Here is a 23,155-nt window from a genome sequence, read left to right on the forward strand (position 1 = left end):
CTTTTTAAACTAAGTTTTCGACAAAATGAATAACCATTTCGGCTGATTTTTTCCCAGCTTCATCGATGAATTCGTCAAAGCTTTGAGTTGCTTCGCCATCTGCTGTATCACTCATTGCCCGTACAACTAAGAATGGAATATTGAACTGTGAAGCCGCTTGGCCAATTGCTGCGCCTTCCATTTCACAAGCTAAGGCTTCAGGAAACTCTTTCTTAATTTTGGCGATTTTCTCAGCGCTATCCACAAAAGTATCTCCAGTAACAATCAATCCTTTACGAATAGCTAAACCAGTTTTTTCAGCGGCTTTCGCAATTTCCATCCGCAAGTATTCACTTGTTTCAAAATACAAAGGCACACCACCAGGCAATTGTCCATAGGCATAACCAAAACCAGTGACATCAACATCAAAGTAAGCTAATTTGTCTGCAATGACTAAATCGCCGACTTTTAGTCCTTCACCGATACCACCAGCAGAACCGGTATTAATCACCATATTTACGCCATATTGATGAATCAATAAAGTCGTGGTCACAGCTGAGGCCACTTTACCAATTCCTGAACGAACCACAATCACCTCGTGTCTTCCTAACGAACCAGAAACAAATAAAGCGCCTGCTCGTTCCCATGACATCGTGTCTGTCAATTTTTCTTTTAGAATTTTGACCTCTTGATCCATTGCTCCAATAATTCCAATTTTCATAGTGATTCCTCTTTTCTATAAATTCAAAACGATATATGCCACAACGGCTAATAAAATCGCTACAATAATAATTGCCTTGTTTAACCAAGTACTCCGTTCTCGACGCTTCGAGTATTCTCCTACTCGTGACTTGTTGATCGGTTTTTGTTTTTTCTTTTCTTTACGATAAAACGTCGAAATTTCTTTTTCTTTTCGCTTATACGCTTTTTCCGCCAGCTTCTGCTCTTCTTGCTGACGACGTTCCGCTTCTTTTTCTTCTGCTTCTCTGCGTTTGCGAAGCTCTGTCCGAGTGACTAACGGACCTTTGCTCATTGCGTGTCCTCCTTAAACTGTCTCTGCAGTAAATACAATTCCCAGTATTGTATAGCAAAAAGTGTTTTGGCATCACAAATCGTGCCCTTTGCCACTTCTGCTTTGGCTTCAGCTATTGTTAGCTCGTAAAGTTCCAAGATTTCATCTTCATCTTGAGGACGCGGATTTTCGACTTTCTGCAAATCCGTTGCCAAATAGAGAGCCAATTTTTCATTAGCAAATCCTGGTGACAGATACATTGAATTTATGTAGGTAAGCTGACCTGCACGATACCCAGTTTCTTCTTCTAATTCCCGCATAGCCGTCGTTTCCAGTTGATTTTCTTCTCCAGGATCAATTTTCCCCGCTGGAATTTCTAAAATCACTTGTTCCAAGGGTTTTCTAAATTGTTTAACTAAGACGATTTTTCCTTCTGCGGTTAACGGAATCATAGCTACTGCGCCTGAATGAAAAACCAATTCGCGTTTAGCAGTGCCGCCTGTCGGTAAAGCCACGTCATCCAAAAAAACATCAATAATCTTTCCTTTAAAAATTTCTCGACGTTGAAGTGTTTTTTCTTCGAAGTCCTCATAATTTAACATATCTTTCACCAACCTTTCTTGTTTATCATACCCTAAAATGATAAAAATCGCACCCCTTCTTCTCTAGTTAAACCCTTTTCAAAGAAAAAAATTTATTGCTTTAGAAAAAAATTACATTTTCGAAAAAAAATAGACATAAAAAATTCACAACTTCCTTGTATTATTTAAGCATACCAACAAACAACCCTAACAAAACACTTTTTCATTTTTAACTCCTTTCCCGTCCTACCCCCAATTAGGACGGGTCTTTTTTTGCGTTTTATACTTTTTTTCTTAGGATTTCACTAAATCATAAAATACATCTTCCGCTGTATGTCTTTTCTCTCACAGAGTATGCTAAAATAACTATTGTAATGAGAGCTGACTCTTTCGAGGATTAGATAGATAGGAGGAACTATATAAATGAACAAATTAAATACAAAATTACTGATTGGCTATATTCTTTTAGGAGCCTTAATCATTGCTGTCGCTAGAGAATATGGCTTCTTCGCTTTTGTGATTCTGGTAGGCTTTTTAGTATTCGTTCTCTATCGAAAAAAGAAAAATGCCGCCGACAAGAGCGATCAAATGCCTTACTTAACAAAAGATAAAGAAGCCCATTATCGTGAGTTGGGGTTATCTCCACAAGAAATTGATTTTTTCAGAAGTACAATGAGCACAGCCAAAAAACAAATCATACAATTACAAGAAAACATGAATCGTTCAACTAAATTACGGGCGATTGACTTACGTAATGATACAACGAAGGTTTCTAAAGCTCTGTTTAAAGAGTTAGTGAAAGAACCTAAAAAGTTACACTTAGCCAATCACTTTCTCTATACACATTTACCAAATATCGTTGACTTAACAAGTAAGCATTTAGAAATCGAACAACATGAAGTAAAAAACAAACAAACGTATGAAAAATTAGAAGAAAGCGCACAAATCATTGACCAATTGTCAAAATTAGTTAAAAATGATTATGAGGAAATCGTTTCCGATGACTTAGACGATTTAGATGTCGAAATGTCGATCGCTAAAAGCAGCTTGTCGCAAAAAGCTGCAACTGAGGAATCACCTCAAGTAAACGAAGACCAGCAATAATCATTAGGGAGGAAAAAAAATGACTGAGCAACAACCCAAAGAAACAACATCTGTAACCAATACATTGGACGATTTATTAAGTAATCCATTTTCATCAATGGATGAACTAACACCAACGCAACAAAATGAACTATCTGAGTTAAAAGAACAGCAAGCAGCTCCTCGTTTAATTGATAAATTACCACAAGAACGTCAAGCCCAAGCAAAAGAATTAGCTTCAAAAATTGATGTCCAAGATTCACAAGCAGTAATTACCTATGGTTCAAATGCCCAAATCAAACTCGGCGAATTTTCGCAAGCGATGTTAAACCACGTTCAAGCACAAGACATTGGTCCTGTTGGTGATTCACTGACCGATCTAATGTTTCGTTTAAATGAAGCCAATCCCAATGAATTACGTGCTGGCGAAGGCAACTTTATTCAAAAAATGTTAGGTAAAGTCAAACAATCCGTTTACGAAATTACCGCCAAATATCAAAAAATTGGTGCGCAAATTGACAAAATTGCTGTCAAATTAACCCATGAAAAAGATGGTCTTTTAAAAGATAATGCCATGTTAGATCAATTGTATCAAAAAAATAAAGATTATTTTGATGCCTTAAACATCTATATTGCCGCTGGGGAATTAAAAGCAGAAGAACTACGGACGCAAATTATTCCTGAAGCCATGAAAAAAGCGGAAGAATCTGGAGATCAAATGGATGTCCAAATTGTTAATGATTATAACCAATTCCTAGACCGTTTAGAAAAAAGAACCCATGATTTACGCTTGGCTCGTCAAATTACGATTCAACAAGCCCCACAAATTCGTTTAATCCAAAATACTAACCAAGCTTTGGCTGAGAAAATTCAATCATCGGTGAATACGGCGATTCCGTTATGGAAAAACCAAGTAGTCATCGCCTTAACCTTACTCCGTCAAAAAGATGCTGTGACTGCTCAACGTCAAGTCTCTGAAACCACCAATGACTTACTGAAGAAAAATTCAGAAATGCTAAAAATTTCTGCAATTGAAACAGCAAAAGAAAACGAACGTGGCCTAGTCGATATTGAAACATTACAAAAAACACAAAATGATTTAATTGAAACTATCCAAGAAACATTACGTATTCAACAAGAAGGAAAAGAAAAACGCCAAGCTGCCGAAATCGAACTTGGCCATATGGAAGAAGATTTGAAAAATAAATTATTAGAATTAACACAATAAATAACGTCTAGAACAAACTTCTTATAGTACAAGCCTGGGACAAGAATCCAAAGTGATTTTTGTCCCAGGCTTGCTTTTCTTTTTACGCTTGAATATTGTATTTCAGCCACTTAATGATACAATAAAAGAAAACCATGTTTCTTTTTGAAAGGAGGAGCAATTGTGCCACAATTTGCTTCTAAAGCCGAAGAAAAAAATTATTATGAACGCCAAGCTAGCTTAGCAGAGTTTTTAACTTGGTATCATCAACAAGAATTACCTGAATATGAAAAACCCTCTTTAACCGTTGATATGGTTCTTCTTTGTTACAACAAGGAAGCTGATCAATTAAAAGTCTTACTGATTCAACGTAAAGGTCACCCCTTTAGAAACTCATGGGCGCTTCCTGGCGGTTTTGTTAATCGCAACGAATCTACTGAAGATAGTGTTTTAAGAGAAACAAAAGAGGAAACTGGTGTGGTGATTTCTCAAGAAAATATTGAACAATTACACAGCTTTAGTCGCCCAGATCGAGATCCTCGTGGCTGGGTCGTGACAGTCAGCTATTTAGCCTTTATTGGTGAAGAACCTTTAATTGCTGGCGACGATGCCAAAGAAGTCCATTGGTTCAATCTTGAACGGCATGGTCAACACATCACGTTATCTCATGAAGATGTGGAAATTACTTTAGACTTGAAAACAGCGGCCTCTCTTGGTAAAGATACATTAGCCTTCGACCATAGTGAAATTATAATTAAGGCGTTTAATCGTGTTGTTGATAAAATGGAACATGAACCGCAAGTGCTTCAAGTCTTAGGAAAAGATTTCACCATTACGGAAGCCCGTAAAGTTTTTGCGAAGTTCCTCGGCGTTGATTATCGCAGCATTGACCATTCAAATTTTAAAAAAGCCATGACACAATATTTTGAAGAGTTAGGTGAACGTCCCGTTGGCATTGGCCGCCCTTCAAAAATTTACCAATTGAAAACAACAACAGGTTTCTAAGAGGAGGGAATATTTTTTGACTGTTTACTTAAGAAAAGCAGAACCTTCTGATTTGCCTGACATCCTTGCTATCATTGAAGATGGACGCCGCACCTTACAAAAAAGTGGCATTCCCCAATGGCAAAACGGCGATGGCCCGAATCAAGAAATTTTAGCAAAAGATATCGACCAGCAAACTTGCTATATTTTAATGGTTGAGGATGCCTTGGCAGGCGTTGGTGTTTTATGTTCGGAGATTGATCCTGCTTATGAAGCGATTTTTAATGGTTCTTGGCAACCTCATTCTCAAACTACGTATACGGCAATTCATCGTGTTGCTCTAAAAAGTTCCTTTCAAGGTCAAGGACTGGCTTTGGTGCTTTTGCGCTCACTGGTTACAGCCGCTCGTTTGCAAGGTGCTACTGATATTCGAATCGATACACATCCACAAAATCTCGCTATGCAGCACCTGATTAAAAAAGCTGGCTTTGTTTATCAAGGTGACGTGATTTTAGATGTTAACGATGGCGAACGTTATGCTTATCAGATGATATTGAAATAAAAAAGTTAGGGATAACTGCCAGATTGACAGCTATCCCTAACTTTTTACATCTTATGAACACTATGAGCGCTTTGAATGCCCTCACAGGCTTCTTTACAAGCTTGATTAATTAATAAATAAGAGGATTCTTTTTGGCGGATTCCTAATTGATATTTCAATTCATCTGTCACTTGGCAAGATTCACTTAATGCCTCTAACCAGAAAAATACTCCTTCTTTATACGTATCTAATCCTTCTAGCAAGATTTTCGTTGCTTCTTTATCATAATACGGCTCTAAATTTTTGCGAAACATCATTTCTTCTGTAAAAAAACGATTCACATTATTTCGGCAAAACATATAAGTGTCACGGCCTCTCCGATGTGCAGCCTGATTACAACCGTATTCTTGAACTTCTTTAGAGATGGCTTTGAAAATTTCGTTGTATACTTCAATTCTTTGCATAATTGACAAAATGGTATCTGTATAACTAAACATAACTCCTTGCTCCCTTCCCCTTCTAAGTAACAAAAATTTGCTTGTTACTTTCATTATAAAGGGAATGTTGGGTTTATATCAAATGATACGCTGTTTCCTTGCTAAAATCCTTCGTTTTTTCCTTAGAAGAATAATAAGTAAGCGGATTACTTAATCTGTTATGTTCGGATTTTCTATACTTGGAAAATAAATTATTTTATAAAGCCATTTTCCGTTTTAACTGATGGCAACGGGCCAGTCTGTGTATTGCCAGGAACACCAATATACGTATTGCCGTTGATGGAAGTCATTTCGTTTTCCTCAGCTGCTTCATCTTGAACGGTATAATCACTTTGATATAAAAATTCACCGTTCGTATGGAAGACATAGCCGTCTTGATCTCGTTCATCTGGCTTTTCTAAATTTAAAGACACACGTAATTGATGACGGACATTTTCAATACTATCTGGATATAGTTCAACCATACTGCGCCCTTCATTACTAAAAGTGCGCCAGTCAAAAGAAAGCTGTTGTTTATCATAATTGGTCCAAGTCAAACCTTCTTTGACTAAATGAGTCAATTCATTGGAATCCACATCAGTTTGAATGTTTCCATTTAACGAATCAATAATGTCCATTATTTTCATGATTGATTGACCAGATTTCAACTTGTCTTCAACTGCTTGAATAATTTCTTGTTGTCGGAATCCACGCATAATATCGTTATCGCTATGTCTTTCACGGGCATAAGATAAAGCTTTCGTACCATCTAAATGCTGTTTCCCTGCATCAAAATGAATGGATCCTGGCCCGTCTTTGGTGACACCATCAAACGCCTGCTTGACATTGACATCTATGCCGCCAACTGCATCAATTAACTTAATAAAAGATAAAAAGTTAAACACAACGTAATGATTGATTGGAATATTCAATAATTTCTCAACTGTGTTAACAGAAGCTGTTGGTCCATCGTAGGTATAGGCGGCTTCAATTCGTTGCATCCCTTGGTAATTTTTTGCATCAATTTGAACAAAACTATCCCGTGGCAAACTTAAATAGGTTATTTTCTTCGTCTTGTTATTCACGGTAATCACCATCATAGCATCAGTCCTAGTTGTGCCTAATTTCCGTTCAATTGTATTGTCTAGACCCATGACCAAAAACGATTGACTATCTTTATTTTGCGCTTCAGTATAATCATTTTTTATGGGAACATAGCCTTTATCAATTGTTTTCTTTAAATAGCTACCCGCTACAGCAAAGTATGCTGAGCCGACTGTGACAAAAAACAAAATGATGACTAAACTAATTAAGCTGATTTTTCGCTTCCTACTCATTGGCTGTACTTCCTCTCTCTTGAAAAGTCTCCACCATCATTACTACTCCTCTAAGCAGACAAGAGACAAGTCTATCTTACCAGTCCCTTTCAAAACTAAACATAGCAGAATTTATATAGGGGTATAACCTAGAGGAAACAAAAAAGAGGGGCTTGTTTGTTAAAAAGCCTCTCTTTTTTGTTATTTTTTTTCGTGTTCTTTTTTGAACAATTCCACCATTTTTTGCTGTGGTTTTGGAAAAACATAGTCCGAAAATTGTTGTGCTGCCACCCATCGCTGCGACTCTAGTGTGGCTAATTCGCCTGTATTTCGGCCATAAAAGACTAAGATATGCCATTTTAAATGACTGAAAATATGAACGACTTCGCCTAAGGCACGTTTTTGCCAGACAACTGTGTCATAGTCAGCAAAAACATTGACAGGTTCTTCAGCAACCAAAGGCTCTGTTACAGGATCTAACTCTAAAGTTAATTGTTTTTCCGTTTCTGCTGGTTGCGCCAGTTTTTGCAATTGTTGAAATTGTTTTTTGCTAATTTCTTCAATCGGAAACAGCCACATATTGGCTAACAAACCGGTTTCAGGTCGTTGTTCTAATAAAAATTCTTGCTTTTTATTTTCAATAATAGTGCCGACATAATACACATCTTTCGGCTTAACTTTTTTTGATTTGACTGGATAAGCGGTCATTTTATCTGCCTGATAGGCCGCACAATATTGCTGAAGCGGACAGCTTTCACACTTAGGTGAAGTTGGGGTACAGACGGCTGAGCCTAGATCCATTAAGGCTTGATTAAAATCCCCTGGACGCTCACGATCGATGATTTTAAGCATCGCCGCTTCAAATACTTTACGACTACTCGCTTTTGCAATATCTGCATCAATTTCAAATAAACGGCTCACTACCCGCATGACGTTACCGTCAATTGCTGGTTCGGGGAGATTAAAGGCAATACTGCCAATCGCACCAGCCGTATAGGGGCCGATTCCTTTTAAACTCCGAATATCTTCGATTGTGTCAGGCATTTTCCCACCAAATTCTGAAACAATCTGTTGCGCTGCCACTTTTAAATTACGCGCTCGTGAATAGTAGCCTAACCCTTCCCAAGCTTTCAACAACTTATCATCTGGCGCTTCCGCTAAATCTTGAATCGTCGGAAACCATTCCATAAATCGATAAAAATAATCAATGACTGTATCTACGCGAGTTTGTTGTAGCATAATTTCAGAAATCCAAATACGATATGCATCTGTATTCGCTCGCCAAGGTAAATTGCGTTTTTCTCGTTCATACCAAGCTAAAAAATCTTCCTGGAATGAACTAACTTTTTCGGGACTCCACGCCTCCCAAGGCTCTTTATTCGTCATGTTCTACTTCCTTTTCGCTAATAAATTGCTGAATCAAATCATAGTCAAACCCTTTTTGGAATAAGCTTTGTTTGACTTTTTGGACTTTTTTAGAAAAATCAAATCGCTGATTGGCACGCCATAAACGTTCGCCTTCCTTGTTTAACGCTTGTTGTTCTTGTTCTTCGTCCTTTTCAAAAGCTAAAGATTCCAAAGCTAGATCAATGATTTCATTTGTAAAGCCCTTTTGCATCAGATGCAGACGCGTTTTCTGTAGTGCATCTTTAAAACTTTTAGTTCGATAGCGTTTCATGGCCTTTTCTGCAGTTGCTGTGGCAACATTAAGTTGTTCATCTAACGTATAAAAGGTCAAGCCATGCTGAATATCTTCTTCACTAATGCCTTTTTGCTTTAATTGTTGTGCCACATTTCGTGGTCCTTTATCACTGGTTCGCATAGCTGTCCGTACGTAACTTTCACTAAAAATTGCATCATCCAACAACCGCAGCTCTTCTAAACGTTGAACGATTTTTACTCGATCTTCAGGTACAATTTCTTTCTCTTTTAAATAAGTAAAAATCTCTTTCTTTGAACGTAATTGATAGCTTAAGTAATTCATCGCCATTTGTAACCCGACATCATAAGAACTGGCTTTTTTTATTTCTTCTATTAAAGTATCTGATAACTCTTGGCCTTTTAGCATACGCTGCCGTACTAAAATATCTTCCGAGACACGCAGTTTTTCGCCTGAAGATAGCCAAAGTAGATAAAATTCACCTTTATCTTTACTAATTCGTGTGATTGTTGTCATCTTATTCTCCTGCCCCTCTAAATCAGAACATATATTCTACTATACCATAGAATCCTTGGAAGCCAAATAAATAAAAATGTGCTAAAATGGAAGGAAGTGAAAAATGTGAGATGACTAAAGGATGAAAGAATATGACCCAACAACTAGTAAAAAAAGGCCAACAAATTTCTTTAAAAATTAAACGATTAGGAATTAATGGCGAAGGTATCGGCTATTATAAAAAATTAATTATTTTCGTTCCTGGGGCGCTACCGAAAGAAGAAGTGACTGCCACGATCACAAATGTTACACCCAAATTTGCTGAAGGAACCCTTCAATCTGTCAAAAAAGCTGCTAAAGATCGCGTGGTCCCTCCTTGTCCTGTCTATGAAACATGTGGCGGCTGCCAACTACAACATTTAGCCTACAAAGCACAATTAGACTTTAAAAAAGATTTATTAAAGCAGGCACTTAACAAATTTAAACCAGCCAATTATCAAAACTATGAACTACGAAAAACAATTGGGATGGAGAATCCTTGGAATTATCGAAATAAAGCCCAATTCCAATTACGCCAAATCGATGGCCAAGTAGAAGCTGGTCTCTATCAAGCTGATTCACATCAATTAGTACCGATTGATAACTGTTTGGTCCAACAGCCTGCGACAACCAAGGTGATGAATACATTAGTTGATTTATTGAATGACTTTCAATTACCAATTTATGATGAACGTAAAAATAGTGGTATCTTTCGAACATTAATGGTTCGAGTGGGCATCCAAACTGGCGAAGTCCAAGTAGTGTTCATTACACAATCGCAGAAATTTCCACAAAAAGAAAAAATGGTTCGCGCAATTAATGAACAATTACCAGAAGTTGTTTCTATTATGCAAAATGTCCAAAATAAAAAAACCTCTCTAGTAATGGGTGATGATACCCTTCACTTATGGGGCAAAGAAAGCATTGAAGAACACATTAACGACGTTGTCTTTGATTTATCGCCGCGAGCATTTTTCCAATTGAATCCAGAACAAACGGAAGTTTTATATAATGAAGGAATCAAGGCCTTAGATTTACAACCAAACGAAACTGTTGTTGATGCTTATTGTGGCGTCGGGACCATTGGCTTAAGTTTAGCGAAACAAGCGCATCAAGTTCGTGGTATGGATACCATTCCCGCCGCAATTGACGATGCTAGATTCAATGCAAAACGACTTGGTGTTACGAACACACATTATGCTGTTGGAACAGCTGAAGACTTATTACCTAAATGGTTCAAAGAAGGCTTTAAACCTGATGCCATTGTAGTTGATCCCCCACGGACTGGTTTGGATCGTAAATTATTAACGGCCCTTTTGAAACAACCACCTAAGAAAATGGTGTATATTTCTTGTAATGTATCCACGTTAGCACGTGATTTAGTTCAATTAGCCAAAGTATATCAAGTAGACTATTTACAATCTGTTGATATGTTTCCACAAACCGCTCGTTGTGAAGTTGTCGTAAAATTAACGAGAAAATAAAAAAAGGAGCGTGGGACAAAAATCACTTTGGATTTTTGCTCCACGCTCAAAAACTGATAAACGGCGGGAACAGAACCAACTCCTTCGGAAATAAGCCGAAATTATCCAAAAATTAAAAAGCAATTTTCGGAAATTTCTTCTTATTTCTCGGAGCTAAACGGTTCTGTCCCGACCTCCTTTAACTAATTAAACAATTATTTACTTAATTAGCTATTTTTTCGTCCGAAGAAGAATGAAACCACAGCAACTAAAATTACTGCCCCAATAATTGATGGCACAATTGCCATACCTGCTACGTGAGGACCCCAGCTACCTAAGATTTTTTCTCCGATAAATGAACCAACTAAACCGGCAACGATATTCGCAATCCAACCCATTGATTGACCTTTGCTTGTAAGTGCGCCAGCGATAGCACCGATAACAGCACCAACGATTAAAACCCATAAAGTATGCATAAAATAATTCCTCCTAAATGCTTTATCTAGCGAATAATTCGCTATGTTACTATTATGGACTACTTTTATTAGATAACAAAATAGTTTGCTTGTTTCCATGAAAAAAAAGCAATAATTTCTGATAATTTCATTAAAAAAACTCAGAACAGGAGACCGAAGTGCACTGTTCTGAGCTTTTATTTAAGAAATTGTTGGTCGTTTTACTCGTTCATGTGCGACATCCGCTGCTTGAATCTCTTTATTATTAAAAGGTGTTAAGCGGAATGCCAATTGGAATTCTTCAAACGTAGTCCGGTATTTTTCTAATTGCCACTGGCCACAAGAGTAGCTACCTAGGGCGTTTTGTTTGTAATCGATATTTAAAACAACATACTCACTTTCTTGTAATTCATTGGTATGCTTAGCAACATCTAGCGCTTGTTCTTCAAAATAAGAAACACTAAAATTATATGAATCAGCCGCTGTTGCTACTACCCCTTGGCCGCGATCATCCGTGAATGCGGACCATTTAGTCGCCATGTGGTTACCATTGGCTTGTGGAACAACATAATTAGTGAACATTTCCGTCACTGTAGCATCATAAACGCCAAGTAAACCAGCTTCTTGTGAATCTACATAGTTTTCTCTCGGCCCTTTACCGAAATATTTTACTTCTGATAGAGACTTGTCTAAATGGAGAGTCACACCCAAACGTGGTAACATATCTGGCGCATTTTCAATTTTACCAGCAGGACTACCTTTTAAGTCGAAGAAAATTTCGCCATTTGGTGCAATTAAATACTGATAGGTACATTGATAATGCCAAGCACTGTTAGTCGTTCCGTTAATTGTTTTTACGATGACTTGGATAAAATCATCAACTTTTTTCCACTCAAAAGAACGGACAATTTCATGCTCTAAATGTAAGAAATATTTCTTCTTCATTTCATCAATAATTTCCATATCATTACTGATTGGTGCCCGCCAAAATGTAAATTTCGGCCCTTTATGCAATAATTTTTTACCATCTCGTGTCACATTCGTTAAGGCGCCCTTCACTTTATCAAAATTAATTGAAAAGTTTGGTCCTTCAATGTATAAATGAGGGCCAATTTCCTTTGCCATCATCGTGCCAACTGGTGTGATCTCGATCCCTGGCGTTGCAATTGGCAATTCAAACTGTGCGGTAGCTAATTCATGACCAGCAGATGCATAGGCGGTCGTTTCTTTCAATTGATATGAAAGAGTTAAATAATAGGCGGCTCCTGCCTTTTTAGGAAAATCTAAATGATAAGGTAAGTGCAGTCTTCCTTCTTCTCTAGCAGCAATTGCTGGCACTGCTACTGTCCCTGATTGAATTACTGTTTGATCTTCAGTAATTGTATAAACCAGCTTAAAGATAGCCAAGTTTTCAAAGTCAAACCGACTCAATAATGAGAATTCACCTGACAGAACGTCAATAACGCTAGTTGTAATGGGTTCAATGACTTTTTTGTATTCATACAAGCTAGGAGATGGCGTACGGTCAGGCATCAACATCCCGTCAATACAAAAATCTTTGTTACTTGGATCATCGCCGAAATCGCCGCCATAACGATAATAAACTTCACCGTTATCTGTTACAGATTCAATGCCATGGTCAAACCATTCCCAAATAAAGCCACCTTGTAATTTATCATGAGCATAAAATAGCTCTTGGTATTCTTTTAAATTCCCAGGGCCATTCCCCATCGCATGACAATATTCACATAAAATATGCGGTTTTTTTGAATTTTCAATAATCGTATTCATCAGTAATTCTCTAGTTGGGTGTTCCAACCACGTATACATTGTAGAATAGACATCCGTGACCTCTGCTTCAAAATCACCTTCATAATGGACCAAGCGTGTCGGATCCATTTCTTTGGCAATACGGGCCATTTCAATAAAGTTATGACCAAACGCAGATTCATTTCCTAACGACCAAAAGAGAATTGATGGATGATTTTTATCCCGTTGAATCATCCGTACCATCCGAGAAACATAAGCCGTTTCCCATTCTGGATCGTTGCTAATCCAATCATATTCTCCAGTTAATTCAAAGCCGTGACATTCCAAATCAGTTTCATCAATCACATACATTCCATATTCATCGCATAAATCATAGAAATAAGCAGATGCTGGATAATGACTGGTTCGAATGGCATTAATATTAAATTGTTTCATTAAACGAATATCTTTTTCAATTTCTTCACGACTAACCACTCGACCATTTTTCGGATTATAATCATGACGATTCATTCCTTTTAGTTTAATGGCCACACCATTGACTAAGAAAGTCTCACCAGATACATGAATATTTCTGAAACCAACTTTTTGCGGAATAACTTCGACGACTTCCCCTTCAGAAAAAACAGTGATAAATAGCTGATACAAGTATGGTTTTTCCGCTGACCAAGCAGTGACAGACGGTAAACTCGCTGAAAATTCAACCGTACCTTGATTTCCTGCGACAGTCTCTTTAAGAACCGTTTTTCCCTGCTGATCCATCAACTCCAATTGAACTTGTTGTCCTTTGTCTTGCCAAAATTTACCCGTAATTGCCAAGTGGCCATTTTGATACGAATCATCTAAATCGGAAATAATAAAGAAATCTTCCAGCCCATTTTCTGGTACACCGAGTAATTCAACATCACGAAAAATACCACTTAACCACCACATATCTTGATCCTCTAAATACGTACCATCTGACCATTGATAGACTCGCACCGTTAAATCATTTGTTTCACCAATTTTAGTGTAAGGCGTAATGTCAAATTCTGCTTCATTTCGTGCACCTTTACTGTAGCCAACTTCATGGCCGTTCACCCAAACATGATAAGCTGAATCTACGCCACAAAAACGTAAAATGATTTTTTTATCGTGAAATGTTTCATCTATAGCAAATGTCCGTTTGTAAATACCTGTTGGGTTTTCCGTTGGTACATACGGCGGATTAATGGGAAAATTGTACCATAAATCAGAGTAATGCATTTTGCCATATCCTTGGACTTGCCAATTTCCAGGAACAGTGATTTGATCCATTTGGCTTGTATCAAAGTCCGTCGCAAAAAAGTTTTCTGGGCTGTATTCTGGCGCTTCTAAAAAGAGAAAATGCCAGCATCCGTTTAAATTTTTGTATGCTTGTGTATATTTATTTTCATTTAATAACGCTGTTTCTTTCGAAGGAAAGCTCGAAAAGTGTGCTCGTCCAGGCAACCGATTAATACTATCTACTTTATAATTTTCCCAAGTCTTCATAATCCATTTCTCCTTTACCAACTTCATTTTTTTCTTTTGTTTCATATCGTTTCCAACAAATCCAAGCAAAGCCCATAAAGACAATTAACCCAATAATGTTATACGCCAACATGCCCAGTGGACTAGCGGTTCCTTTCGGTAACGTGCCATTGATTTCTTCCATGATTAATTTTGGATCCGGCACAGTTGACATAAAGAATACAAAGATAAAAATGGCTAATAAGAAAATTCCCGCAATTAAGCCAAAGGTTCGATTACCAAAGCGGAAACTTCTCGGCATTGTTTCTTTTTTCCAACGAAGCCCAATATAGGCGATTAACAAGAACAAGACAGGCACTAATGACGTAGAAGCTGTCATATTAATTAACGTTTCTAAAAAGCTATCCATATTTCCAATTCCTAATGCTGGAATGGCAACTAAAATCGTCACAATAATTCCTTGAACTAACAAAGCATTGGTTGGATTTCCCTCTTCGTTCGTTTTCACTAGCCACTTACCGAAGACCCCATCAGGAATTTCTGAGAAAAATACTTTAACTGGTGCTGCCGTCCACAGAGCCAAAGAACCAAGACTTCCGACAAATAAGATAATTCCTACTAAGCGCACCATCATTGCTGCGGGAATATGGAAATACGTACCTAAAATTTTAAAGATATCAAAAATACCATTTGAAAAGTTTCCTTTTAAGACGTCCGTTGGCACTACCAAACCTACAGCAACGGCGCCAAGAATATACATGATGCCGACCGCAATCGTTGCACCAATCATCGTGCGGACAAACGTTTTATTGCCGCCTTTAACATCCTTAATATATACACCAATACTTTCACCACCGCCAACAGCTTGTAAAATCCACGCCATCGTCATGAAAAAAGTCCAATTAAAAGTTGGCATAATTGACGTCGTGGTAAACTCTTGTGCTGGTTCATTGCCAAAACCAAACACGACGACAAAGGCTAAAACCACAAAAGCTACGCCCATAAATAAACGAGCACCACCCGCTAAGCTAGTCACTTTCGAAATCCACGAAACCCCTTTAATACAAACCCATGTCATTAACCAAAATAACAGAATAGAAATCACTGCAATTATTTTAGTACTATGGTTTCCTTGAAAAACGTTTTGACCTAAAAAAGCGTATGAACCATAAATCAATGTATTCGGTAGCAATGAACAGAAGAAAAACAAGTTGACAAAGAAATACGACCAAGCACCTAAAAATGCCCATTTAGGTCCTAGCACAGATTCCAACCAACTGTGAACACCTGATTCATTTTCAGAATTAGCAGAAGCAAATTCTGCAATCATTAGAATAAATGGTAAAAAGTAAAAAATAGAGCCGAATAAATAGCCTGGAATAGTTGCTAGGCCAATCTGAATACTGTTGTTAACAATGCTGGGAAAGGCAAAAACCGCTGAAAAAGTCATGAGCATCAATGCGACAGAACCTAATCGTTCCCGTGAATGTGTTGCCATTTTACTACATCCTCTCTTTATCAAATTAATTAGTACTCACACATTGTAAAACGCTTACAGTTTTTTAAAAATAAAAAATGTTGCCTATTTCTTGTAAAGATGTTGACTTTTAGAAAGCCTTTACATACTCTTATAAAGAGGTGATAGCATGCAAAATGTTTTTACAAATAATGTCAGCATCCTGATTAATGATCAACCTATTAGCCAAGAATTTCATCTTTATGAAGCTGGCTATGAAAAATGCCGTCCGACAAAACCAACTGAGTTTGCACCCATTAATTATTGGGTTTTACATTATTGTAGCGATGGTGAAGGCTATTTTTCAACACCCTTTATGGAAAAACAACACATTACCGCTGGTGATTTGTTTATGATTCCAGCCAATTGTCGCAATATTTATTATCCTAATCGGCAAAATCCTTGGACCTATCATTGGGTTGGTTTTGTTGGAGATCTTTCGTCTCAGTATTTAGAAAAAATAGGCCTGACTACCGAAAATTGTATTTTAAAAGGAACTGTTGATAAGAAATTAGAAAGTTTATTTAAAAATATTTACCAAGAAGCGAAGAAACATAATCATTTTGGCAGTTTAAGTGAAAGCTTTCAATTGTTGAATTATCTAGAGCATCATTCCGTTACACAGCACGAAAATCAAAGCCAACAATTATTTAACCAAATTAAAATGGCTATTCACGAAAATTTTTCAAACAATCTTTCAATTAGTCAATTAGCTTCTGAGTATAACATTGATCGTAGCTATTTATTTAAGCTATTTCAGCGTTATGAACAAACAAATCCTAGTATTTATGTACAAAACTTAAAATTGCAAAAAGCCTGTTCTCTATTAAGAAAAAGTTCCTTAACCATCACGGAAATCAGTTTTGAAGCAGGTTTTTCTTCACCTTCTTATTTTTCAAAATTTTTCTTCCAGAAAAAAGAGATGACACCTCGACAATATCGTCAACAGTTTTTGACTTAAAATAAATTGTTGCTTATCTGTAGTTAAAGAAAAAACAATTTATTTAATAATTTTCAAATTTAGGTAGTTCTTATAATTTATCTATTTTATAATTAATTAGGGTTTTATTATAGGTGGGAGTGTGATATATAGACTAATCAAAATCAATAAATAATTTACAAGTTTTAGCAAATAAACAATATTGGAGAGAAAAATGAAACATTTTATTAAAGAAAACAAAGGTTTAGCCATCTACAGCTTTTTTATTGTCTTTGCCACTTATGGTATTAAACTATTTAACAATACTTACGCTATTGATACTATGCACTTAATGACTAATTACAGAGGCTATTTAAAACATTGGGTTTCCATTGGTAGACCAGGATTAGTAGCTTTAAAGCTTTTAACATACAACTATGTAAATGTTTATTTTTTAAATTTGTTAGCTATTATTTTCTTTGCTATCGCCACTATCTTGTTGTGCTATTATGTTGATCTTTCAACTAAGCAGATTTATAACAAAAAGTATTTATATATTATCCCAAGTATTTTTCCAACCAGTCAATTATTTAGCGAACAATTTTACTTCGTCCTACAAAATTTTGAATTTTCATTAGGTATCTGTTTGGTTATACTTTCTCTCATTGCTATTTACCATATTCCCAATAAAATTTTTAAATTATTCGGCTTTTTGTTGCTGACATTTACACTTACTATGTACCAATCATTCTTTGTATTTGCGTGTACCTTAGTTTTATTCAAGATTTTAATGACATTGTATTTTGCTCAGTTAAATGATCTTAAAATTTCTTTTAAAGACTATGCCTTCAAAATTGGTCATTTTATTCTACTAGCTATTTCATCTCTCGTTCTATCTCAACTAATGGCGATGTTAGCGAAAAAAGTTTTAAACGTTGAAAGCTCCTATCTAGATAATATGATTCTTTGGGGTAAACGTCTCTTGATAGATTCTATCAATGATATTAAAGATTACGCCAAAGAACTATTTTTCCCTACAGTCGGAGACACTTTTTTTACACCGCTGTTTTTGATATGTGTTCTTTTACTGGTCATTGTATTAATTAATATGTCCTATCTGAAACGCAAAAATGTTTTCTTCATCTTTATTACCTTGTTAGGTATTCTAATCACTCCACTCATGTTTACAATTTTAGGTGGAAAACGTCCGGCAATTAGAGGTGAAGTGCCTAACTTCCCTGCTGTTTTAGCGTTATTACTCATCTTTATTATGATTTACTGGGGATACAACTTTGTGCTTAAACATTTATTAGTTGGCATAGTAATTCTCTTTACTTTTATTCAAGTCCGGGAAACAACCAACCTAGAATATTCTGAGTATCTAACAGCGGAAGAAGATTTACGTACTGCGGAAATGATTACAAATAATATTTATTCAATGGAAGTTGAGAATCCAGAATCCTATAAACTTTTAATGTATGGAAATCGTTCTCCTCGGAATGTTTCAAATATAAAAGGTGAAACAAACGGTGTCTCATTATTTGAATTCATGCCTAACTCGGTGCATACTAGTTTAAATACTTTACTCTATATGAAAACATTTGGATTAAATTTTAATGATCCTACACCAGAAGATTTTGAAAAACACAAAGCTTTACAAGCAGAAATGAATGTCTGGCCTAGCAAAGATTCTATCCGAGTGGTAGATGATTGTATTGTTGTTAATTTGTCAAAGTAGACAATTAAATTTTATAGATATTTTACTAGCGGTAGTTGTTTTAGCAAAAGACAACTACCGTTTGCTATAAAAAAAGAACCCTTGCCACACAAGGGTTCTCGAACATTCAAAAGTTGAATGAATTATTTTACTGTTACTGAAGCGCCAACTTCTTCTAAAGCAGCTTTTAAAGCTTCTGCTTCTTCTTTAGAAACAGCTTCTTTAACTGGTGCAGGAGCGCCATCAACTACAGCTTTAGCTTCTTTCAAGCCTAAGCCAGTTGCTTCACGAACTGCTTTGATAACTTTAACTTTTTGATCGCCAGCTGCTGTTAATTCAACAGTGAATTCAGTTTGTTCTTCTGCTGCTCCACCTGCTGCTGGTCCAGCTACTGCTACAGGAGCTGCTGCTGATACGTCAAATTTTTCTTCGATAGCTTTAACTAATTCGCTTAGTTCTAAGATAGTTGCTGTTTCTAACTCAGCAACGATGTTTTCAATGTTTAATGCCATTTTGAATTTCCTCCATTTAAATTAAAATTGTTTGTTTTTTATTTGTTTGAATTAGACTGCAATTAAGCAACTTCTTCGTTTTTCTCTGCCACTGCTTTGACAGCGTAAGCCACGTTGCGGACTGGCGCTTGTAATACAGATAATAGCATAGATAGTAAACCTTCGCGGTTTGGTAGTTTTGCCAAGGCAGTAATTTGTTCCACTGAAGAAACTTTTCCTTCGATGACGCCACCTTTGATTTCTAATGCTTTTGCATCTTTAGCAAATTCGTCGATGATTTTAGCTGGTGCTACTACATCGTCGTTGCTGAATGCGACAGCAGTTGGGCCTGTAAAGACTTCGTCTAAGCCGTCTAAACCAACTTTTTTAGCTGCACGAGAAAGGATTGAGTTTTTGATGACTTTCATTTCTACGCCTGCATCACGTAATTGTTTACGTAAGTTAGTGACTTCTTCAACTGTTAAACCACGGTAGTCCACGATTACAACTGATGCTGCTGATTCAAATTTCTCAGCGGCTGCTTGAACTAGGGTTTCTTTTTTAGCGATTGCTGCTTCACTCATTTATTTCACCTCCTGATTTTGATGGTGGAGTTGGACTTGGTTTACGTTATGTAAAGTAGAAGAATCAAATGAAACTTCGCTCACTTCGTTCGCCAAGTATTGTTTTACATCGGCTTTTTTTCAAAAAGTCGTGTAAAACAACAAAACTCCATGCCACCGTAGACATAGAGGGACCGAATTGTATATAACTCAACAATTGTCCTCGGTAGGAAATTAAGACTTGCGTCACCTACTGTCTTCGGTACAGTTAATTATTAACCTCACTCACTTTACCATAGGGTAAGTGAGTGAGTCAAGAATTTTTTAATTATTTTCTTTCAAATTAGAAAGAAGCTTGGTCAACGTGGATTCCAGGTCCAAATGTTGTTGTTACTGAAATGTTTTTGATGTATTGACCTTTAGCAGTTGATGGTTTAGCTTTCAATAATACGTCGTTAATTGTGTTGAAGTTTTCAACCAATTTTTCGTTATCAAATGAAACTTTACCGATTGGTACGTGGATGTTACCAGCTTTGTCAACGCGGTAAGTTACTTTACCAGCTTTAACTTCTTCAACCGCTTTTGTAACGTCCATTGTTACAGTACCAGTTTTAGGGTTTGGCATTAAACCTTTTGGTCCTAAGACACGGCCTAATTTACCAACTGTAGCCATCATGTCAGGAGTCGCAACAACTACGTCAAAGTCGAACCATCCACCTTGGATTTTTGCAACCATGTCGTCGTCGCCTACGAAATCTGCACCAGCAGCTTCAGCTTCTTTAGCTTTTTCGCCTTTAGCGAATACTAAAACAGTTTGTGTTTTACCAGTTCCGTTTGGAAGCACAACTGCTCCACGGATTTGTTGGTCTGCTTTTTTAGGGTCAACGTTCAATTTGTAAGCAACTTCAACTGTTGCGTCAAATTTCGCGATGTTTGTATCTTTTGCTAAAGCTACTGCTTCTTCAACTGAGTAAGCTTTTGTAGCATCAACTTTTTTCAATGCTTCTTGCATTTTTTTGCTCTTTTTAGCCATTTTGTTTCCTCCTTGATTGTGGTTATAACGGTTGTACCTCCCACGTCTTTCATATCTTTAAATATGAAACGAACTGAGAAGCTACTTCTTTGAGTAAGTGTGGAATAAAAATTATTCTACGATGATACCCATGCTTCGTGCAGTTCCTGCAACCATGCGCATTGCTGCTTCAACGTCAGCGGCGTTTAGGTCTGCCATTTTAAGTTCAGCGATTTCTTTCACTTGATCGCTTGAAACTGTTGCAACTTTAGTTTTGTTTGGTTCACCTGAGCCTTTTTCGATTTTTGCAGCTTTTTTCAATAAGACTGCAGCAGGTGGTGTTTTAGTAATGAATGTAAATGAACGATCTTCATATACAGAGATTACTACTGGAATAATTAAGCCTGCTTGGTCAGCTGTACGAGCATTGAATTCTTTAGTGAATCCCATGATGTTGATACCTGCTTGACCTAACGCTGGACCTACTGGTGGAGCTGGTGTTGCTTTCCCCGCAGGAATTTGTAATTTAACGATTTTTTCTACTTTTTTAGCCACGAAAATACCTCCTTAAGTTCTCGTGCGTGGTTAATGGGGTTGAGATTTCCCCTCCCACTCAACGTACATTTAAAACATACCCTATTACTATACAGGATTCCCTTTACTTTTTCAAGATGTTTTTATGATTTCAAGACAATTTTTTTATCCGTTATTTTCTTCATGAAATGCGCATCATGCTCAATCACTAGCATTGCAGGCTTCACAGATAAGATTAGCGCTTCTAATTGTTGATGATTAAACACATCCAAGTAATTAAGGGGTTCATCCCAAATATAAAGCTCAGCTGATTGAGACAATGATTTGGCTACTTCGACTTTTTTTCGTTGGCCCATACTCATTTGTTCAATTCGATTAGTGAAAACGGCGCGCTCCATCCCAAGTTTTCGTAAGTTATTTAAAAATTGGGTGTAATCTAACTGATTTTTCTCTGCAAATTCAGATAAAGTTCCTTGATTGTCTTCATAATCTTGGCGCACATAAGAAATGGTTAATTGGTGAGCCAAAGTGGCTTCGCCTTCTGAATCTCCAGAAAAATCCCCCAACAAATACTGAATCAAGCTCGATTTTCCTGAGCCATTTTTTCCTGTTATTCCAACAATTTCTCCCGCGTTTATTGAAAAAGAAATTGGCGCAAATAGCCAATTTTTCTCGTAGCCCAGACGAAGCTCTTCCACCGTCAATAATGTTTTGTGATGCGTTGGCTGATAATCCATTGACAAAGAATCAATATACTCAAGATCTTTTAATAGTTTTTCTTTTTCTGCTAATTGTGTTTCGGCGCGTTGTTGAATATGTTTCGAGCGCTTCATTACGCGCGCTGCCCGGGCACCAATGGCTCCTGTATCAAAAATCGCCCCGCTCCCTTTTTCTTTAGCATTGCCGTACTTATCACCTTCACGGTTCATCGACCATTCCGCTTTTTTACGAGCGGTTTCTTTCAAGCGATTGACTTCTTTTTTGATTTTTTCATTTTCTGCTAGTTCAAAAGCATCTCTTAATTTTTTTTGCTCTTCATAAATAGAAAAATTCCCTTGATACAGTGTCAATTGACTTTTTTCAATCGCCAAAATATGATCAACCACTTCATCAACAAATGCCCGATCGTGGCTGACTAAAATAAACCCGTGTTTCTTTTTCTTCAAATATTCAGCCACTTGTTGTCTGCCAGCTAGATCTAAATGATTTGTTGGCTCGTCAATTAAAGGAAAGGCATTTTCTTCAATAAAAAGAAGACCTAATAAAACTTTCGTCTTTTCGCCGCCTGATAAAGAAGAAAAGGGCCGCCATAAAACTTCAGGATCAACGTTTAAAAGCGTTAATTCTCGTTCTAATTTCCACTGTTCAAAAGAAGTCACCTCTTGTAAGACATAATAAGTGAGCTGTTGTTCTTCTGCAACTGTTTGTGGAAAATAGACGAAATCGACTTGATGAAGAATCTCTCCTTGGTAATCCAACTGCTTTCGTAACAATCTTAATAAGGTTGTTTTCCCACGGCCATTGCGGCCAATCAATCCTAATTTCCAATTGGTATCCATCGTGATATTTGCCTGATCAAAAAGCAATACTTCTTGATTATCATAGGCAAAAGATAGTTGTTTTAGTTCAATTTTCGACATAAATATACCTCCATAAAGCAAAATTGATGCAGCTTTACGGAAATCAGCGGCATCAATCCAAGGTATACAAAAAGACCCGTGGTTGAATTCTTTAAGCTAATTTCCGAAAATCCGCACACTCCACCCGTTATATTCAGGCAAAGTTATACAGTTTCTCTAAAAAATTAACTTAAATTTTCAACGCACGAATCCCTCTTTTCGTCTTTTATTATCT

General features: G+C 36.9%; 22 protein-coding genes and 1 other annotated feature. Of the genes, 7 read left to right on the forward strand and 15 right to left on the reverse strand.

Translation table 11 applies throughout. The features are described from left to right. Positions 1–4: 4 nt before the first annotated feature. From IGI63_RS06495 to IGI63_RS06505, 3 genes are read right to left on the reverse strand one after another with little or no spacing between them, the layout of a single operon-like run. Positions 5–700 (reverse strand): 5'-methylthioadenosine/adenosylhomocysteine nucleosidase, encoded by a 696-nt coding sequence (locus IGI63_RS06495; RefSeq protein ID WP_002356454.1) that lies wholly within the window; start codon positions 698–700, stop codon positions 5–7. Positions 701–715: 15 nt separating this feature from the next. Continuing rightward, positions 716–1,012, reverse strand: coding sequence for a cell wall synthase accessory phosphoprotein MacP (gene macP, locus IGI63_RS06500; protein WP_002356451.1), 297 nt, complete (start codon positions 1,010–1,012; stop codon positions 716–718). Further along, entirely contained in the window at positions 1,009–1,593 is a 585-nt protein-coding gene (locus IGI63_RS06505) for an NUDIX hydrolase (RefSeq protein WP_002356449.1), read from the reverse strand. The genes macP and IGI63_RS06505 overlap by 4 nt, the downstream gene beginning before the upstream one ends. 402 nt (positions 1,594–1,995) lie before the next feature. Between IGI63_RS06505 and IGI63_RS06510 the strand changes: the two genes are divergently transcribed. From IGI63_RS06510 to IGI63_RS06525, 4 genes are all read left to right on the forward strand, one after another. Next, the gene (locus tag IGI63_RS06510) at positions 1,996–2,676 is read left to right on the forward strand and encodes a 5-bromo-4-chloroindolyl phosphate hydrolysis family protein (protein WP_002356448.1); all 681 of its coding nucleotides are present in this window, start codon (positions 1,996–1,998) and stop codon (positions 2,674–2,676) included. A 19-nt stretch (positions 2,677–2,695) separates the two neighbouring features. Further along, positions 2,696–3,883 carry a toxic anion resistance protein gene (locus IGI63_RS06515; protein ID WP_002356447.1) on the forward strand — a complete coding sequence of 396 codons (1,188 nt, stop codon included), beginning with the start codon at positions 2,696–2,698 and terminating at the stop codon, positions 3,881–3,883. 144 nt (positions 3,884–4,027) lie between these two features. Next, positions 4,028–4,867 carry an NUDIX domain-containing protein gene (locus IGI63_RS06520; RefSeq protein WP_002384084.1) on the forward strand — a complete coding sequence of 280 codons (840 nt, stop codon included), beginning with the start codon at positions 4,028–4,030 and terminating at the stop codon, positions 4,865–4,867. Positions 4,868–4,883: 16 nt separating this feature from the next. Further along, complete coding sequence (locus IGI63_RS06525; RefSeq protein WP_002362532.1) at positions 4,884–5,408, forward strand: GNAT family N-acetyltransferase; 525 nt, start codon at positions 4,884–4,886, stop codon at positions 5,406–5,408. 44 nt (positions 5,409–5,452) lie between these two features. On the opposite strand, the gene IGI63_RS06530 is transcribed toward IGI63_RS06525, so the two are convergent. The 4 genes from IGI63_RS06530 to recX form a co-directional block, all read right to left on the reverse strand. Beyond that, positions 5,453–5,938: a hypothetical protein gene (locus IGI63_RS06530; RefSeq protein ID WP_002356444.1), complete on the reverse strand. Its 486-nt coding sequence runs from the start codon at positions 5,936–5,938 to the stop codon at positions 5,453–5,455. 137 nt (positions 5,939–6,075) lie between these two features. Next, on the reverse strand, positions 6,076–7,200 hold the full coding sequence (locus IGI63_RS06535) for an LCP family protein (protein WP_002368824.1): 1,125 nt from the start codon (positions 7,198–7,200) through the stop codon (positions 6,076–6,078). A gap of 180 nt (positions 7,201–7,380) precedes the next feature. Beyond that, complete coding sequence (gene mutY, locus IGI63_RS06540; RefSeq protein ID WP_129193756.1) at positions 7,381–8,565, reverse strand: A/G-specific adenine glycosylase; 1,185 nt, start codon at positions 8,563–8,565, stop codon at positions 7,381–7,383. Then, positions 8,555–9,355 (reverse strand): recombination regulator RecX, encoded by an 801-nt coding sequence (gene recX / locus IGI63_RS06545; RefSeq protein ID WP_429975534.1) that lies wholly within the window; start codon positions 9,353–9,355, stop codon positions 8,555–8,557. The genes mutY and recX overlap by 11 nt, the downstream gene beginning before the upstream one ends. Positions 9,356–9,486: 131 nt before the next feature. Here recX and rlmD point away from each other — a divergent pair, with 131 nt between their 5' ends. Continuing rightward, the gene (gene rlmD, locus IGI63_RS06550; protein ID WP_002359466.1) at positions 9,487–10,857 is read left to right on the forward strand and encodes a 23S rRNA (uracil(1939)-C(5))-methyltransferase RlmD; all 1,371 of its coding nucleotides are present in this window, start codon (positions 9,487–9,489) and stop codon (positions 10,855–10,857) included. Positions 10,858–11,063: 206 nt separating this feature from the next. Here rlmD and IGI63_RS06555 read toward each other — a convergent pair whose 3' ends face one another. The 3 genes from IGI63_RS06555 to IGI63_RS06565 form a co-directional block, all read right to left on the reverse strand. Further along, positions 11,064–11,312: a GlsB/YeaQ/YmgE family stress response membrane protein gene (locus IGI63_RS06555; RefSeq protein WP_002356434.1), complete on the reverse strand. Its 249-nt coding sequence runs from the start codon at positions 11,310–11,312 to the stop codon at positions 11,064–11,066. 180 nt (positions 11,313–11,492) lie between these two features. Next, positions 11,493–14,615, reverse strand: a complete 3,123-nt coding sequence (gene ebgA, locus IGI63_RS06560) for a beta-galactosidase subunit alpha (protein ID WP_429975535.1) — start codon at positions 14,613–14,615, stop codon at positions 11,493–11,495. Then, a complete protein-coding gene (locus IGI63_RS06565; protein ID WP_002359464.1) occupies positions 14,548–16,047 on the reverse strand; it encodes an amino acid permease in 1,500 nt (499 codons plus the stop codon). The genes ebgA and IGI63_RS06565 overlap by 68 nt, the downstream gene beginning before the upstream one ends. Positions 16,048–16,195: 148 nt before the next feature. Between IGI63_RS06565 and IGI63_RS06570 the strand changes: the two genes are divergently transcribed. Both IGI63_RS06570 and IGI63_RS06575 read left to right on the forward strand, forming a co-directional pair. Continuing rightward, positions 16,196–17,026 (forward strand): AraC family transcriptional regulator, encoded by an 831-nt coding sequence (locus IGI63_RS06570; RefSeq protein ID WP_002356429.1) that lies wholly within the window; start codon positions 16,196–16,198, stop codon positions 17,024–17,026. Between the two features lie 193 nt (positions 17,027–17,219). Then, positions 17,220–18,722, forward strand: coding sequence for a glucosyltransferase domain-containing protein (locus IGI63_RS06575; protein ID WP_429975536.1), 1,503 nt, complete (start codon positions 17,220–17,222; stop codon positions 18,720–18,722). A 122-nt stretch (positions 18,723–18,844) separates the two neighbouring features. Here IGI63_RS06575 and rplL read toward each other — a convergent pair whose 3' ends face one another. The 5 genes from rplL to lsa(A) all read right to left on the reverse strand — a co-directional run bounded on the left by rplL (position 18,845) and on the right by lsa(A) (position 22,941). Beyond that, a complete protein-coding gene (rplL, locus tag IGI63_RS06580; RefSeq protein ID WP_002356427.1) occupies positions 18,845–19,213 on the reverse strand; it encodes a 50S ribosomal protein L7/L12 in 369 nt (122 codons plus the stop codon). Between the two features lie 62 nt (positions 19,214–19,275). Continuing rightward, positions 19,276–19,776, reverse strand: coding sequence for a 50S ribosomal protein L10 (gene rplJ / locus IGI63_RS06585; RefSeq protein ID WP_002356426.1), 501 nt, complete (start codon positions 19,774–19,776; stop codon positions 19,276–19,278). Positions 19,777–19,906: 130 nt separating this feature from the next. Next, positions 19,907–20,036 (reverse strand) — a sequence feature (ribosomal protein L10 leader region). Between the two features lie 62 nt (positions 20,037–20,098). Continuing rightward, entirely contained in the window at positions 20,099–20,788 is a 690-nt protein-coding gene (gene rplA / locus IGI63_RS06590) for a 50S ribosomal protein L1 (protein WP_002356425.1), read from the reverse strand. A 111-nt stretch (positions 20,789–20,899) separates the two neighbouring features. Further along, positions 20,900–21,322, reverse strand: a complete 423-nt coding sequence (gene rplK / locus IGI63_RS06595) for a 50S ribosomal protein L11 (protein ID WP_002356424.1) — start codon at positions 21,320–21,322, stop codon at positions 20,900–20,902. Between the two features lie 122 nt (positions 21,323–21,444). Further along, positions 21,445–22,941: an ABC-F type ribosomal protection protein Lsa(A) gene (lsa(A), locus tag IGI63_RS06600; protein WP_429975537.1), complete on the reverse strand. Its 1,497-nt coding sequence runs from the start codon at positions 22,939–22,941 to the stop codon at positions 21,445–21,447. Positions 22,942–23,155: the final 214 nt, after the last annotated feature.

Origin of the sequence: Enterococcus sp. DIV0086, from assembly GCF_050498705.1 — a bacterium.
Lineage (GTDB): Bacteria > Bacillota > Bacilli > Lactobacillales > Enterococcaceae > Enterococcus > Enterococcus faecalis.

Bases quoted from the DNA above. Each gene is read 5' to 3' on its own strand.
- IGI63_RS06555 (WP_002356434.1), bottom strand. From the start codon at position 11,312: ATGCATACTTTATGGGTTTTAATCGTTGGTGCTGTTATCGGTGCTATC.
- IGI63_RS06565 (WP_002359464.1), bottom strand. From the start codon at position 16,047: ATGGCAACACATTCACGGGAACGATTAGGTTCTGTCGCATTGATGCTC.
- rplA (WP_002356425.1), bottom strand. From the start codon at position 20,788: ATGGCTAAAAAGAGCAAAAAAATGCAAGAAGCATTGAAAAAAGTTGAT.
- mutY (WP_129193756.1), bottom strand. From the start codon at position 8,565: ATGACGAATAAAGAGCCTTGGGAGGCGTGGAGTCCCGAAAAAGTTAGT.
- IGI63_RS06575 (WP_429975536.1), top strand. From the start codon at position 17,220: ATGAAACATTTTATTAAAGAAAACAAAGGTTTAGCCATCTACAGCTTT.
- IGI63_RS06515 (WP_002356447.1), top strand. From the start codon at position 2,696: ATGACTGAGCAACAACCCAAAGAAACAACATCTGTAACCAATACATTG.
- IGI63_RS06530 (WP_002356444.1), bottom strand. From the start codon at position 5,938: ATGAAAGTAACAAGCAAATTTTTGTTACTTAGAAGGGGAAGGGAGCAA.
- IGI63_RS06505 (WP_002356449.1), bottom strand. From the start codon at position 1,593: ATGTTAAATTATGAGGACTTCGAAGAAAAAACACTTCAACGTCGAGAA.
- IGI63_RS06495 (WP_002356454.1), bottom strand. From the start codon at position 700: ATGAAAATTGGAATTATTGGAGCAATGGATCAAGAGGTCAAAATTCTA.
- ebgA (WP_429975535.1), bottom strand. From the start codon at position 14,615: ATGAAACAAAAGAAAAAAATGAAGTTGGTAAAGGAGAAATGGATTATG.
- IGI63_RS06535 (WP_002368824.1), bottom strand. From the start codon at position 7,200: ATGAGTAGGAAGCGAAAAATCAGCTTAATTAGTTTAGTCATCATTTTG.
- recX (WP_429975534.1), bottom strand. From the start codon at position 9,355: ATGACAACAATCACACGAATTAGTAAAGATAAAGGTGAATTTTATCTA.
- macP (WP_002356451.1), bottom strand. From the start codon at position 1,012: ATGAGCAAAGGTCCGTTAGTCACTCGGACAGAGCTTCGCAAACGCAGA.
- IGI63_RS06570 (WP_002356429.1), top strand. From the start codon at position 16,196: ATGCAAAATGTTTTTACAAATAATGTCAGCATCCTGATTAATGATCAA.
- rplL (WP_002356427.1), bottom strand. From the start codon at position 19,213: ATGGCATTAAACATTGAAAACATCGTTGCTGAGTTAGAAACAGCAACT.
- IGI63_RS06510 (WP_002356448.1), top strand. From the start codon at position 1,996: ATGAACAAATTAAATACAAAATTACTGATTGGCTATATTCTTTTAGGA.
- rlmD (WP_002359466.1), top strand. From the start codon at position 9,487: ATGACCCAACAACTAGTAAAAAAAGGCCAACAAATTTCTTTAAAAATT.
- rplJ (WP_002356426.1), bottom strand. From the start codon at position 19,776: ATGAGTGAAGCAGCAATCGCTAAAAAAGAAACCCTAGTTCAAGCAGCC.